The organism is Rhodococcus sp. 114MFTsu3.1 (assembly GCF_000383555.1).
Classification (GTDB): domain Bacteria; phylum Actinomycetota; class Actinomycetes; order Mycobacteriales; family Mycobacteriaceae; genus Rhodococcoides; species Rhodococcoides fascians_E.
This window is the reverse complement of the sequence record NZ_KB911546.1, coordinates 192,027-206,717: the sequence shown is the minus strand read 5'-3', so window position 1 is coordinate 206,717 and position 14,691 is coordinate 192,027. Positions and strand designations below refer to the sequence as shown.

The following is a 14,691-nucleotide window of genomic DNA, read 5'->3' as shown; positions in this document are numbered from 1 at the left end:
AGTGTGCTTCCGTGACTGACGCAGCTTCCCCCACCGCCGCCGTTCCAGAATCGTCGGACGCCCAAGAGCTGTCGGACACTCCGGAACAGCTTCGGATTCGTCGTGCCAAGCGGGACCGTCTGCTCGAGCAGGGGCAAGAGGCGTATCCCGTGTCCGTGGACCGCACGCATTCGCTGCTGGAGATCAGGGAGCAGTTCCCGAGCCTCGATGCCGATACCGCTACGGGTGAGCTCGTCGGCGTCGCCGGACGCGTCATCTTCGTCCGCAACACAGGAAAGCTCTGTTTCGCGACGCTGCAGGAGGGCGACGGCACCCAGCTCCAGGCGATGATCAGCCTCGCCGGAGTCGGGGAGGACGCGCTGGCAGCGTGGAAGTCGGACGTCGACCTCGGTGACTTCGTGTTCGTGCACGGCGAGGTCATCTCGAGTCGCCGCGGCGAGCTCAGCGTCATGGCCGACAAGTGGCAGATCGCGTCGAAGGCATTGCGTCCGTTGCCGGTTGCGCACAAGGAATTGAACGAGGAAACGCGCATCCGTCAGCGTTACCTGGATTTGATCACTCGCCCCGAGGCTCGTGAGGTCGCGCGCAAGCGCATCGCCGTCGTGCGTGAGCTTCGCACTGCACTCGAGCGCCGCGGCTTTCTCGAGGTCGAGACGCCCATGCTGCAGACGCTGCACGGCGGCGCGGCTGCACGCCCGTTCGTCACGCACTCCAATGCGCTGGACGCGGACCTGTACCTGAGGATCGCGCCGGAGCTGTTTCTGAAGCGCTGCGTCGTCGGCGGTATCGAGAAGGTCTTCGAGATCAACCGCAACTTCCGTAACGAAGGCGCGGATTCGTCGCACTCACCGGAGTTCGCGATGCTCGAGACGTACGAGGCGTACGGGACGTACGACGATTCCGCACGGATGACGCGTGAGTTGATCCAGGAAGTCGCGCAGGCCGCCCTCGGCACACAGATCGTGCTGCTCCCCGACGGCACCACGTACGACTTGAGTGGTGAGTGGACGACGCTCGAGATGTACCCGTCGCTCTCGGAGTCCATCGGAGTCACCGTCACCCCGGATACGACTGTCGACGAGCTGCTCGCGCTCGCCGAGAAGGTCGGGCTCGAGGTTCCTCGCAAGGACGGCAAGCCCATCTACGGCCACGGGAAGCTCGTCGAGGAACTGTGGGAGCACCAGGTCGGCGACGGCCTGTCCGCGCCCACGTTCGTTCGTGACTTCCCGGTGGAGACGTCGCCGCTGACTCGCCAGCATCGCAGCAAGCCGGGCGTCACCGAGAAGTGGGATCTCTACGTCCGCGGCTTCGAACTGGCCACGGGGTACTCCGAGCTCGTCGACCCGGTGATCCAGCGTGAGCGTTTCGAGGATCAGGCCCGTCAGGCTGCCGCCGGCGACGACGAGGCGATGGTGCTCGACGAGGACTTCCTGGCGGCGATGGAGCAGGGCATGCCGCCCACCACGGGCACGGGCATGGGAATCGACCGGCTCCTGATGGCGCTGACCGGCCTCGGCATTCGGGAGACCATCCTGTTTCCCATCGTGAAACCGCAGGGCTGAGTCCCTCGGCTGTTCGCCAGCAGCGGACAGATAATCGGAAACGAATACGCATCGGCCCGCGTTAAGAACTGTAAGCAGGCACTTCAGTCACCCACAGCAACGCCGAGCGTTGATCCGAGGGGGCCGAGGGTCGGCGAGTGAACGACCGGCCAACTACAGTGAGGCTGGAGGCGTAGACGTCGTAGTTGTCGTCGTCGAGCGCCTCCGATGCCGAGCGACCCCGTGTACTGGATACTGTGGTGCTAGAAGACCTGGTGGGAAGTGCTACCTCCCACCGAGAAGTGAGGGAGAGCGATGTTCGAGAGGTTCACCGATCGCGCGCGGCGTGTTGTCGTCCTGGCTCAAGAAGAAGCCCGGATGCTCAACCACAACTACATCGGCACGGAGCACATCTTGCTCGGGCTCATCCACGAGGGTGAGGGCGTAGCGGCGAAGTCTCTGGAGTCGTTGGGTATCTCCCTTGAAGGAGTCCGCAGCCAGGTCGAGGAAATCATCGGTCAGGGCCAGCAGGCTCCGTCCGGTCATATTCCGTTCACCCCGCGCGCCAAGAAAGTCCTCGAGCTCAGCCTGCGTGAGGCTCTGCAGCTCGGTCACAACTACATCGGTACCGAGCACATTCTGCTCGGGCTGATCCGCGAGGGTGAAGGCGTCGCCGCCCAGGTTCTGGTCAAGCTCGGTGCCGACCTCAACCGCGTGCGTCAGCAGGTCATCCAGCTACTGTCCGGCTACCAGGGCAAGGAGCCGTCGGAGTCCGGCAGCAGCCGCGGCGAGGCCGGTACGCCGTCCACGTCGCTGGTGCTCGACCAGTTCGGTCGCAACCTGACTCAGGCTGCACTCGAAGGCAAGCTCGACCCGGTCATCGGCCGCGCGAAGGAAATCGAGCGCGTCATGCAGGTCCTGAGCCGCCGTACCAAGAACAACCCCGTTCTGATCGGTGAGCCCGGTGTCGGTAAGACCGCTGTCGTCGAGGGGCTCGCGCAGGCCATCGTCAACGGCGAGGTCCCCGAGACCTTGAAGGACAAGCAGCTCTACACCCTCGACCTCGGGTCGCTGGTTGCAGGCAGCCGTTACCGCGGTGACTTCGAGGAGCGCCTGAAGAAGGTTCTCAAGGAGATCAACACTCGCGGCGACATCATCCTGTTCATAGACGAGCTGCACACGCTCGTCGGCGCAGGTGCCGCCGAGGGCGCTATCGACGCGGCCTCCATCCTCAAGCCCAAGCTTGCTCGTGGCGAGCTGCAGACCATCGGTGCAACCACCCTCGACGAGTACCGCAAGTACATCGAGAAGGACGCTGCTCTCGAGCGGCGGTTCCAGCCCGTCCAGGTCGGCGAGCCCACCGTCGAGCACACCATCGAGATTCTCAAGGGTCTGCGCGATCGTTACGAGGCACACCACCGTGTCTCGATCACCGACGGTGCACTCGTCGCGGCAGCAACTCTGGCGGACCGGTACATCAACGACCGATTCCTGCCGGACAAGGCAATCGACCTCATCGACGAAGCGGGCGCGCGGATGCGCATCCGCCGGATGACCGCGCCGCCGGACCTGCGCGAGTTCGACGACAAGATCGCCGACGCGCGTCGCGAAAAGGAATCCGCGATCGACGCGCAGGACTTCGAGAAGGCCGCGAACCTGCGCGACAAGGAAAAGCAGCTGGTTCAGCAGCGTGCCGAGCGCGAGAAGCAGTGGCGTTCCGGTGACCTCGACGTCATCGCCGAGGTCGACGACGAGCAGATCGCCGAGGTCCTCGGAAACTGGACCGGTATCCCCGTCTTCAAGCTCACCGAGGAGGAGACCACCCGTCTGCTCCGTATGGAGGACGAGCTGCACAAGCGGATCATCGGGCAGGTCGAGGCCGTCAAGGCCGTCTCCAAGGCCATCCGCCGTACGCGTGCGGGTCTGAAGGACCCCAAGCGTCCGTCCGGCTCGTTCATCTTCGCCGGCCCGTCCGGTGTCGGTAAGACCGAGCTGTCCAAGGCACTGGCGAACTTCCTGTTCGGCGAGGACGACGCGCTCATCCAGATCGACATGGGCGAGTTCCACGACCGCTTCACCGCGTCGCGTCTGTTCGGTGCTCCTCCCGGATACGTCGGATACGAAGAGGGCGGCCAGCTCACCGAGAAGGTCCGCCGCAAGCCGTTCTCCGTCGTGCTGTTCGACGAGATCGAGAAGGCACACCAGGAGATCTACAACACCCTCCTGCAGGTGCTCGAAGACGGCCGTCTCACCGACGGCCAGGGACGCACGGTCGACTTCAAGAACACCGTGCTCATCTTCACCTCGAACCTCGGTACCTCGGACATCTCGAAGGCAGTCGGTCTCGGCTTCTCCTCAGGTGAAGGCACCGGCTCGAACTACGAGCGCATGAAGCTGAAGGTCAACGACGAGCTGAAGAAGCACTTCCGCCCGGAGTTCCTGAACCGTATCGACGACATCGTCGTGTTCCACCAGCTCACCCAGGACGAGATCATCCAGATGGTCGATCTCATGCTCAACCGCGTCGAGGGTGCGCTGAAGAACAAGGACATGGCCATCGAGGTCACCGAGAAGGCGAAGTCCCTCCTCGCCAAGCGTGGATTCGATCCGGTTCTGGGTGCGCGGCCGCTGCGTCGCACCATCCAGCGCGAGATCGAGGATCAGCTGTCGGAGAAGATCCTCTTCGGCGAGATCGAGCCCGGACAGATCGTCCTGGTCGACGTCGAGAACTGGGACGGCGAAGGCGCAGGCGAGGACGCGAAGTTCACGTTCCGCGGCGAGAAGAAGGCCATCACCGTTCCCGACGAGGTTCCGGTCGACCTGGCCAAGGCCGCTGGCGACAGCGACAGCGAGTAGTCGGGTAGTTCCACCACAGCGGGCCGCATCCCTCACGGGGTGCGGCCCGCTCTGCTGCGTAGGGGTGTTCAGCTGCCTGCCTCGCCGGGGGTGTGATCACGTCGGGCAGCCGGCATCGATGCCGGGGGTGGGCCGGGCTGGGCCGGGGGTGGGCCGGGATCAGCGCGCGAGGAGGCCCGCAATCCAGGGCATGACGTCGCCATAGGCGATCAATCCACCGGGGGCGTGGTTGACGCCGGGAACCGGGACGCGGGGGATCGGGTACTCGATGTAGGTGAGGTCGGTGAATCCGGCTGCTGTCCAGCGATCTCGGAGTGTCCGGCTCTGCTGGATCTGCACGGTGTCGTCGGCGACGGATTGCGACAGAAGAACCGGGGCGCTCGGCACTCCGTATCCGACGGTGTTCGCGCGCATCAGCGATGCCGCGGGCTCCTCGGCGAGCCGTGCTGCGAGGGATCGGCCGTCGGAGGTGAGGTCGGTCGATCGCAGGAGCCGGTTGGCGGCTATATCGGTCGAGCACCAGTTCTGTGACTCGTCGAGCAGGGCCTGACCGTTCGAATTGAATTGTGAGCGAAGTCGTTCGGCGTCGTCAGGGTGCGCGTTGATCAGCCCGCCGACAGCGTAGAGCAGTGCAGGAGCAAGCGGCGTGTTGTCGAGGTTGTCGATGTTGAGCGTCGGATCGGCCGGTGGCGCGCCGATGTACGAGCCGCGGACGTCGAGTTCCGGTGCGTACGACGCCGCCAGTTCTGCCGCGGCCCCCGCGGCGTGGCCGCCTTCGGAGTAGCCGAACAGGACGACAGGTGCGTCCGAGTCCCCGGCGCCGACGCGTGCGACGTCGAGCAGGGCGTGAGCTGCGTCGACTCGTTCGAGGTAGGTGTGCCCGCCCGGGGTTCCGAGGCCCACGTAGTCGGTGGCGGCGACGGAGTATCCGGCGAGGAGGAGTGGTAGGACAGCGGGGGAAGACCCGACGGTTCCCAGCACTGCCGAACCGGCGCATCGGTCGGCCATCCCGGATGTTCCCGGGGCGTAGGCGATGACGGGCCTCGGGCCTGGCCCCGGCCAGGGTGCGGTCGGTGTCATCGTGTAGCCGGAGACTACCGTCGGGTCGCCCTGAGTGTTCGTGGTGCGGTAAAGAATTCGGTCGATGTCCAGCCCGAGTCCGTCGCCGAGAGGTGGTCCGACGCGGATCGATCGCACGACATCGCCGTCTGCTCGCGCGGCGATGTCGGGTACGGGTGCGGAGTAGAAGTCGGTGAGCGGATCGGCCTGAGCAGGTGCCGCTCCCAACGAGGCCACGACGAGGGCGATGAGCACCGTGCACCGGATTCGAGTCACAGCCGTCACCGTAGTGCGGACAGACCGGGGTCGCAGGCCAACGACGCGCCCACTCTTGCGAGCGAGAGGGGGCGGCAGAACTTCGCACCCAACAGGTGAGGCGCAGTGTGCGGGCGATGCGCTTGACTGACGGTCGTGCCCCTCGACTCGAAGCCGGCCCGCGCCGGACTGGTGTTGTTCGTTCTGATCCTGGTCGCTGCGGTGGCGAATCTGAACCTTGCCGTAGCGAACGTGGCGCTGCCGGAGATCGGCCGGGACTTCGACGCGAGCCAGACGCAGCTCAACCTGATCGCCGTTGCCTATTCGCTCGGGTTGGCGGCGTCGGTGCTGTATCTGGGCGCGCTTGGTGACCGGTACGGCCGCAAGATGCTTCTGGTGCTGGGCATGGCGTTGTCGGTGCCTGCATGTGTGATCGCCGGATTCGCGCCGAACTTCGAGGTGCTGTTCGGCGCACGACTACTGGGAGGTGTGTCGGCGGGCCTGGCGTATCCGACGACGCTGGCGTTGATCACGGCGCTGTGGTCGGGGCCGGCGCGGACCAAGGCCATTGCACTGTGGTCTGCGCTGGGCGGTGCCCTGTCCGCACTGGGACCGCTGCTGTCGGGGGCGCTGCTCGAGAAGTTTCACTGGGGTGCAGTGTTTCTCGTGACGCTTCCGCTGGCCGGACTGGCGTTGCTGCTGGCTGCCGTGCTCGTACCGTCCCACGTCAACGAGACCACCGACCCGGTGGACAACCTCGGCGGCATGGTGTCCGTGGTGTTCATCGCGGCGCTCGTGCTGAGCATCAACTTCGCACCGGTCGACGGCAGAGGGACACTCGCGATCGGACTCGGGGCGATTGCCCTGGCGGCGGGTGCGGTGTTCGTGCTGCGGCAGGCACGTGCCGAGTTCCCGCTGTACGACCTGTCCATCGCTCGCCGCAAGACCTTCTGGGCGGCGGCGCTCGCGGGCATCATCGTCTTCGGTTCGCTGATGGGCTTCATCTTCGTCGGTCAGCAATTCCTGCAGAACGTGCTCGAGTACTCCACTCTGCAAGCCGGGGCGTCGACGCTTCCCGCGGCTGCCGCCATGGTCCTCGTCGCACCGCAGTCGGCGAAGTTGGTCGAGTCGAAGGGGTCGAGGTTCACGCTGCTGCTCGGCTACTTGTTCATCGTTCTCGGTCTCGTCGTCGCGTGGGCTACCTGGAAGGAGAACGTCTCCTACCTGTTCGTCGCCCTGAGCTACGTGCTGCTCGGAATCGGCGTCGGGTTCGCCGGTACCCCGGCGTCGCGCTCGTTGACGGGGTCGGTGCCCGTCGATCGGGCAGGAATGGCGTCGGGAACGGCGGATCTGCAGCGCGATCTGGGCGGCGCGATCATGCAGTCGACGCTCGGGGCCCTGCTGACGGCGGGATATGCAGCGTCGTTGACGTCCGCGATCGCGAATTCGCCGCAGGCGAGCCAGGTCGGTACCGAGACTCAGTCGATCCTGACGAAGTCCTTTTCGTCCGCGGCCGACATGGCCGAGCGGTATCCGCAGTACGGCGATCAGATCATCGACGCCGCGAGGCAGGCGTTTCTCGACGGTGATCAACGGTCGTATGCGGCCGCGATCGCGGTGGTGGTCGTCGGAGCAGTCCTCGTGTTCTTCGCATTCCCTCGTCATGACGAGGAGAAAAGGCTTCTGGCGCACTATCATTCCCAGGACAGCAGGAGTCTGCCGGATTGAATCGCTAGCCTTCGAGTATGCGGCCCTGTCGTCCGGCCGGGCGCATGTCGAGAGGAGTCAGACGCTATGCCCACACGTACATCGCGCACTGCATGGAACGGAACTCTGGAAGCCGGTTCGGGTCAGGTGGAACTCACCAGTTCCGGCGCAGCAACGTTCGACGTCTCGTTTCCCAAGCGTGCTGCCGAGAACGCCGACGGCACCACCAGTCCGGAAGAGCTGATCGCTGCGGCGCACTCGTCGTGCTACGCGATGCAGCTGTCCGCCCTCATCGCGGAGGCAGGTGGCACGCCGCAGAGTCTCGAGGTCAAGGCCGAGGTCTCTCTCGGACCGGACGACCCAGGGTTCAAGCTGACGGGGATCGCGCTGACCGTTCGCGGTGAGGTCGACGGCCTCGACGCCGAGGGCTTCGCGAAGGCAGCGCAGGCCGCGAAGGAGACATGCCCGGTCAGCAAGGCTCTCACCGGTGTGGAGATCACCCTCGACGCAGCGCTCGAGTCATGACGGCCGACCACCGAAGAAAACGGGCTGATCGCCCGAAATTGTGACCTGTCACTGAAGAAGTGAGGGAGGCTAGATAACCTTCCAACCGTCGTGTCTGAGATCCTGGACAAGTCGAGCAATCCGAACGGCAAACGGCATCGAATGCAGTTCGTACGCCTGACGCGATTCGAACAAACGGACACGACGGTGGTTGGGACCCGGAAAGGACTCACTCGGGGCATGAGGTGGTCGAGCTTCCTGTCGGTAGGGCTGGTGGGTACCGGCGTCTACTTGTGGCTGCCGAGCGGATTGCCCAGGATCTCGGTGTACGCGCTGATCACCGCCGCCTGCGTCGTGACGTTCGCCTGCGTCAGCAAGCACCGGAGCCTCGCCAACCGACCCACGTGGTTCTTCCTGCTGATGGGCCTCGTGGCGTGGGGCCTCGGCGATCTGATCACCGCGGTGTATCTACTGGGCGACACAACCGTGCCGATGGTCTCGCCGGCCGACGCCGCCTACCTTCTCGGGCACGCTGCGTTCATCGTCGGTGTGCTTCTGATCCACGACGACAACGGCCATCGCGTTCTCCGGTTGGAGGACGCACTGGAGGGCTCGATCGTTGCCACCGGCGTCGGGCTGGCTGCGTGGATCTTCGTCGTCGGCAGCCGCCCGGACATCTCCCTCGGGTTCGATGCGTTCTCCGAGTACTGGCCTGTGGTGGTCTACACCACCGCAGACGGCTTCGTCGTCTCGTTGCTCGTCATCCTCCTGTTGTCCAAGCGTGCACGAACATTGCCGTTCACGATGACGGCGGCGGGTTTCGTGACGTTCGCGGTGTCGGCGTGGATCAATTTCCTCGCCGTCGAGCGGTTCGAATTCCGCGACACGAGCGTGGTCAGCGCGGGATGGCTCATCGGCTACATCCTTCTGACGGCGGCGACCCTGTATCCGCCACAAAAACTCTGGACCGTGCCCGACGAGAAGCCGAGACGGGTCGTCGAACGCACTCGGCTCGCTGGGCTCAGTGCAGGCATTCTGCTGTCTCCCGTCGTGATGGGCATCGAACTCGTACGCGGCGTGCCGGTCTCCGAATGGGGCTGGGTCGTGTTCGGGTCGTCGGTTCTTGCCGTCGTACTGGTCGCGGCGCGGATGGCATGTTTCCTGGCGGCGCTGCGCCGACAGGCCGAAGCGTTGTCCATCGCCGCGGTGTCGGACCCGGTGACGGGGCTGGCCAACCGACGCCACCTCGAAGAACTTCTCGACCGCTCCCTCGCCGACGCCGGTGCCTGTGGTGTCGTCGTGTTCGTCGTCGACGTCGACCGCTTCGCGCAGATCAACGAGACCTTCGGCTATCCGGTCGGGGATCGCGTGCTCCGTGAGATCGGGCAGAGGTTGTCGGCGGCAGCGGCGAGCGATTCCGTCGTCGGGCGTCTCGGCGGTGACCAGTTCGTGGTGTCCCTGGCCGCGGACCGGTTGGTCGTCTCCACGTCGGTAGCTGCGGATCATTTTCGCAGCGCAGTCAGCGAGACCATGTTCGTCCGCGACATCAATGTGGCTCTGGACGCGACGGTCGGCGTCGTGGAGTCCTCGAAGCTTGCCGTCGTCGACGCCGAGGCCCTCCTGCAGCACGCCCACGTCGCGCTCACCTTCGCCAAGCACGGCCACGAACGCTCGTCGCTGTACAGCCCGGCTATGGACTCCGACCGCCACGATCAGATGCGACTGCTCGGGGAACTCGAAACCGCCATCCGCGAACGGCAACTGCGGGTGTTCTTCCAGCCGTGCATGGATCTGAAGACGGGCCGGATCTCGGGAGTCGAAGCACTGTTGCGGTGGCAGCATCCACGCGAGGGCCTCATTTCGCCCTGGTCGTTCCTCCCCGACGCGGAACGCTCGGGTCTGCTCCCTTCGATCACCGCCTACGTCCTCGACGATGCGCTGGAATGCTGCAGCACCCTCCGCCGAAATCGGTCGGACTTCCGCGTGTCCGTCAACCTCTCGGTCCGCAACCTGCTGGACGCCACCTTGGTGGAGAACGTGGCCACCGCCCTGCAATCCCACCGTGTCCCTGCATCGGCGGTGCAGTTCGAGGTCACCGAGACCACGGCCATGACCGACCCCCGTCGTTCCGTCGATTCGCTCGTCGCGCTCCGGGATCTGGGCGTCTCGCTCGCCATCGACGATTACGGCACCGGCTACAGCTCGTTGGCCTACCTGAGATCCTTGCCGGTCCAGACCCTGAAGATCGACAAGTCGTTCGTCACGGCCATGAACAGTCAACCGACCAATGCGTCGATCGTGCGGTCGACCATCGATCTCGGCCGGAGCCTGGGCATGACCGTCGTCGCGGAGGGCGTCGAGGACGCCAAGACTCTCGACCGCCTGCGCGCACTCGGGTGTGACGGTGCACAAGGGTTCCACATCGGTCATCCGGTCCCCGAGGAAGAACTGGAGACCTCGATCGATCGAATCGAGAGCCTCGTCGGGGCCGGCCGACCGAGCCCCGAATCGCACCCGTCACTGCCCTCGTCATCGGCTTCTCATGGTGCGAAAGCCGTCGGATCGGCAGCGAATCGAAACTGAACATCGAGGAGCCACAGGTCGCGGACTGGGTGGCAGAATTCGCCGCGATTGCCGAACGGTCGCCCGACGCGATGTACCTGCGGGGCGCGGACGGTCATGTGGCGTACGCCAATTCGGCCGCCCAGGGGCTCGTCGGGGCCGGGGCGGCCGGCATCGAGTTCAGGGAATCGCTGCGTGTCGCAGGAGATGTCGACCCAGTCCTGCGGGCACTCGGTGCAGGTGGCGTCTGGACCGGAGACAGTGTCCTGCGGCACGTGCGTTCGGGCGCCGACATCCCTGTCTGGGTATCGGCGTTCGTCGTCACGGGACGACATGCTCGCACGCCTGTCGTGGCCGTCGTCGCACGCGACCTTCGCGGACGGTTCGACGTCGAGTGCCGCCTGCGCGAAGCCGTCGCGGACGCCGCTGCCCACGCGCGTGAGCAGCGGACGGTCGCCGACCTGAGTCGAACTGCGTTGACTGCCGGTCGGTCTCGTATTCTCGCCGAGGCGACCGACGCTGCTGCGGCGCTCGCCGGGATGGACTGTGCCGTCGTCTTCGAGCCGAGCGCTCCGGATCGCTCCGAACTGTTGGCCGTGTCCTACTCCGGTCCCAGCGCCCCGCCGTCCGCAATTCCGTTGTCGCGCTTGTCGCATGCTGGACTCGCGTTGCGCTCCGACGCTCCGGTCACGTGCGCGGACCGGGACACCGAAACGAGATTCCCGACGGATTTCATGGTGGCACGAGGCGTGCGCAGCGGCGCCGCCGTGGTCATCGAAGGATCGGATGAGCCGTGGGGAGTGCTCGCGGTGTACAGCGCGGAGTCAGGGGAATTCAGCGACGGAGAGCTGGCCTACCTGCAGACGGTCGCAGGTGTGGTGTCCGCGGCGATGCGCAGGCAGGACCTGGAGACGGAACTGCGTCGTCGGATAGCGCACGATCCGTTGACCGGTCTGGCCAACAGGGTGCTGGTGCGTCAGCGCATCGCAGACGTGAGGGTCCACGGGAACCCTTGTCCGATAGCGGTTCTGGTGGTCGATCTGGACAACTTCAAGATGATCAACGACACCCTCGGTCACGCGGTGGGTGACCGGGCGCTCCAGTTCGTGGCGACTCTCCTGGCAGATGCCGTCGACCAGGGCGACATCGTGTCGCGGTTCGGCGGCGACGAGTTCGTCGTCCTGCACCTTGGACCCGATCCTGTGGGTGTGGCGATGCGCATTCTCGAGGGACTCGCAGTGTCGTTCGGAATCGACGGCTTCGACATCACCGTCGCGGCCAGCATCGGCATCGCGGTGGACGAGAACTACACCGCCGATGCCGACGACCTGTTCCGGCGCGCCGACTCGGCGATGTACACCGCGAAGAAATCACGAACGACGGGGTACGCGGTGCACGGACACTCGGACCCGCGGCACGGCTCAGCGCCCCGGAGTCACATCCAGCACGACCTCGAATTCGAGCAGTGACGCCCCCGAGGCGACCGGCTTCGCGCGTTCACCGGAATGAGCGGCCCTGGCAGGTCCCGACGCCCACTGCTGGAAGGCCTCTTCGGTCTCCCACTGCGTGACGACGAAGTAGCGGTCCTCGCCTTTGGTGGGGCGGAGAAGTTGGAAACCGAGGAAGCCGGGTGAACCCTCGACGGCACCTGCTCGTGCAGCGAAGCGCTTCTCCAGCTCGGGGCCAGCGCCCTCGGGAACCTCGATTGCGTTGATCTTGACGACAGCCATGACGCCAGATTACCTGCGCGGCTACCATCGTCCTCGATGCTGCACGACGAGGGTGGAGACGGCCCGCCGATCCTGCTGCTGCACGGGCTCATGGGCAGCTCCGGGACGTGGCGGCGCGCCCTTCCCTGGCTGCGCACCCTCGGCCACGTCCATACGTACGACGCTCCGGGCCACCGGCGTCCGCCGCCCTCGACATTGACCACCGAAGCCTTCGTCGAGGATCTGGCGGCGCATGCCGAGACGCTGGGCGGGGCGGCGGTGATCGGCCACTCGATGGGCTCCCTGCACGGATGGTGCCTGGCCGCTGCCCGTCCGGAACTGGTGACGGCCCTCGTCGTCGAGGACATCGCGCCGGACTTCCGTGGCAGGACGGCCGACGCCTGGGCCGCGATGATCAGGAACTGGCCGCAGCCGTTTCCGACGGAGGCCGCCGTCCTCGACTACTTCGGGGAGGTGGCGGGCCGATACTTCCTGGATTCGTTCACCCGACGGGAGGACGGGTGGTACCTGCACGGTGAGGTTTCGACGTTCGAGGCCATCTCGTCGGAATGGGGAAGGCGGGACTTCTGGGCGGAGTGGGAAGCCGTCGACGTGCCGTCGTTGCTTCTCGAAGGTGAGTTCGGGATCACACCCGACGGGCAGATGGCGGAGATGCACGCGCGGAACCCGAAGTCCGAGTACGTGTTCGTGCCCGGCGCGGCCCATCTGATCCACGACGAGTCCCCGCAGATCTACCAGGAGGCGGTGACGAGCTTCCTGACCGCACTACGATGACGCGAATGTCGTCGGCGAAGCTCAACGGAATCGAAATCGACTACGAGGTCACGGGCTCCGGCCCCCTCGTGGTCTTGGTGATGGGAACCGGCAGCCCGGGGCGAGTGTGGAAGGCGCATCAGGTGCCCGCGCTGGTGACGGCCGGTTTTCGGGTCGTCACGTTCGACAACCGGGGTGTTTCGCCGTCGTTCGAGGCCGGCCGGTCCATGATGCTCGACGACCTCGTCGCCGACACGGCCGCGCTGATCGAGCATCTCGGTGGCATGCGAGCACGCGTCGTCGGTACGTCGATGGGGGCGCGCGTCACGCAGGAACTCGCGCTCGCCCGCCCCGACCTCGTCTCCCACGCCGTGATGATGGCGACGTACGGGCGGTCGTCGACGATGCAGAAGGCGTGGTCGCAGGCCGAACGCGATCTGTACGACGCCGGGATCACGCTCCCCGCGTCCTACCGTGCGGCGATGACCGCGATGAACAACTTCTCGCCCGCAACGCTGCGGAACGAGCAAGCGATCGCGGATTGGCTTGCCGTGCTGGAATTCTCGGGTGGGCAGCCGACTGCGGGCCGACGCGCACAGATCGGTCTGGAGATGCGCGCGGGCACCGAGCGGCTGACGGCGTATCGCAAGATCACCGCGAAGTCGCTGGTCATCGGATTCGCCGACGACCGATTGATCCCGGCGCACCTCAGCCGTGAAGTCGCCCAGGCAATTCCGGGAGCACGCTACGAGGAGATCCCGGACACCGGGCATTTCGGCTACCTCGAACGACCCGACGTCGTCAACAAGGTTCTGGCGGACTTCCTGCGCTGATCAGCCCTCGCCCGCCAGACAGAACAGACCGGACTCGGTCTGCTCGACCAGACCGTCGAGCAGCAGCGAATCCAGCGCCCTGTCGCGCTGACCGGGATCGGTGAGCCACACGATGTCCAACTGCGCCCGTTCCACCGGGCCGGGACTCTCCCGCAGCACGGACATCAGCTTTCCGCGCACCTGTCGATCGGTGCCGGCGAACTTCTGCACCTTCTTGACCGGACCTGTGTACGCCGGTCTCCCCGCGTCGATCCACGAGCACTTCGGCAGCGGACACAACAGGCAGGCCGGGTTCTTCGCCGTGCAGATCAACGCGCCGAGTTCCATCAGAGCCGCCGAGTACCGCGCCGCGCGAGCCTTCGGGCGGGGGAGCAGGGCGTCCACGTCCGCGAGATCACGCGTCGTCGACGGATTACCCGGCTCCGCCTCGCCGTGCACAGCACGGGCGACGACACGACGAACATTGGTGTCGACGACCGGAACTCGCCGACCGTAGGCGAAGCAGGCCACCGCACGCGCGGTGTACGCGCCGATACCGGGCAATCCCAGGAGAGTGTCGACGTCGTCGGGCACCACGTCACCGTGCTCGGACGCCAGGACCGACGCGCATTCGTGCAACCGCAGAGCCCGACGCGGATAGCCGAGCTTGCCCCAGGCCCGCAGAACCTCGGCCTGCGACGACGCCGCCATCTTCGACGGAACGGGCCACTTCCGAACCCACTCCTCCCAGATCGGAGCCACGCGAGAGACCGGTGTCTGCTGAAGCATGATCTCGCTCATCAGTATCTGCCAAGCAGTCACTCCGGGCCGACGCCACGGCAGATCCCGCTCCTCGGCATCGAACCAGCTCAGCAACGCTGCCGTATCGATGGGCACGTGTCCTCAACAGCC

Annotated in this window: 11 protein-coding genes; 8 read left to right on the top strand and 3 right to left on the bottom strand. The window is 65.7% G+C overall.

All coding sequences use genetic code 11. The annotated features are described in order from the left end of the window. Window positions 1–11 precede the first annotated feature (11 nt). Both lysS and H292_RS0106795 read left to right on the top strand, forming a co-directional pair. A complete protein-coding gene (lysS, locus tag H292_RS0106800) occupies window positions 12–1,562 on the top strand; it encodes a lysine--tRNA ligase (RefSeq protein WP_019663067.1) in 1,551 nt (516 codons plus the stop codon). 294 nt (window positions 1,563–1,856) lie between these two features. Further along, window positions 1,857–4,397 (top strand): ATP-dependent Clp protease ATP-binding subunit, encoded by a 2,541-nt coding sequence (locus tag H292_RS0106795; RefSeq protein ID WP_019663068.1) that lies wholly within the window; start codon window positions 1,857–1,859, stop codon window positions 4,395–4,397. 159 nt (window positions 4,398–4,556) lie between these two features. Here H292_RS0106795 and H292_RS0106790 read toward each other — a convergent pair whose 3' ends face one another. Continuing rightward, window positions 4,557–5,732 carry a lipase family protein gene (locus H292_RS0106790; RefSeq protein WP_231383780.1) on the bottom strand — a complete coding sequence of 392 codons (1,176 nt, stop codon included), beginning with the start codon at window positions 5,730–5,732 and terminating at the stop codon, window positions 4,557–4,559. Between the two features lie 135 nt (window positions 5,733–5,867). Between H292_RS0106790 and H292_RS0106785 the strand changes: the two genes are divergently transcribed. From H292_RS0106785 to H292_RS0106770, 4 genes are all read left to right on the top strand, one after another. Then, window positions 5,868–7,439 carry an MFS transporter gene (locus tag H292_RS0106785; RefSeq protein ID WP_020110914.1) on the top strand — a complete coding sequence of 524 codons (1,572 nt, stop codon included), beginning with the start codon at window positions 5,868–5,870 and terminating at the stop codon, window positions 7,437–7,439. 66 nt (window positions 7,440–7,505) lie between these two features. Then, complete coding sequence (locus H292_RS0106780) at window positions 7,506–7,943, top strand: OsmC family peroxiredoxin (RefSeq protein WP_019663071.1); 438 nt, start codon at window positions 7,506–7,508, stop codon at window positions 7,941–7,943. Window positions 7,944–8,162: 219 nt separating this feature from the next. After that, window positions 8,163–10,505, top strand: a complete 2,343-nt coding sequence (locus tag H292_RS0106775) for a putative bifunctional diguanylate cyclase/phosphodiesterase (RefSeq protein ID WP_230594317.1) — start codon at window positions 8,163–8,165, stop codon at window positions 10,503–10,505. A 29-nt stretch (window positions 10,506–10,534) separates the two neighbouring features. Further along, window positions 10,535–11,953, top strand: a complete 1,419-nt coding sequence (locus tag H292_RS0106770; RefSeq protein WP_019663073.1) for a sensor domain-containing diguanylate cyclase — start codon at window positions 10,535–10,537, stop codon at window positions 11,951–11,953. On the opposite strand, the gene mhuD is transcribed toward H292_RS0106770, so the two are convergent. Beyond that, window positions 11,906–12,214 (bottom strand): mycobilin-forming heme oxygenase MhuD, encoded by a 309-nt coding sequence (gene mhuD / locus H292_RS0106765; RefSeq protein ID WP_019663074.1) that lies wholly within the window; start codon window positions 12,212–12,214, stop codon window positions 11,906–11,908. The genes H292_RS0106770 and mhuD overlap by 48 nt on opposite strands. A 36-nt stretch (window positions 12,215–12,250) precedes the next feature. On the opposite strand from mhuD, the gene H292_RS0106760 reads away from it, so the two are divergent. Continuing rightward, entirely contained in the window at window positions 12,251–12,988 is a 738-nt protein-coding gene (locus H292_RS0106760; RefSeq protein WP_020110912.1) for an alpha/beta fold hydrolase, read from the top strand. A gap of 5 nt (window positions 12,989–12,993) precedes the next feature. After that, window positions 12,994–13,800 (top strand): alpha/beta fold hydrolase, encoded by an 807-nt coding sequence (locus H292_RS0106755; protein ID WP_019663076.1) that lies wholly within the window; start codon window positions 12,994–12,996, stop codon window positions 13,798–13,800. On the opposite strand, the gene H292_RS0106750 is transcribed toward H292_RS0106755, so the two are convergent. Then, the gene (locus H292_RS0106750; RefSeq protein WP_020110911.1) at window positions 13,801–14,676 is read right to left on the bottom strand and encodes an A/G-specific adenine glycosylase; all 876 of its coding nucleotides are present in this window, start codon (window positions 14,674–14,676) and stop codon (window positions 13,801–13,803) included. Window positions 14,677–14,691: the final 15 nt, after the last annotated feature.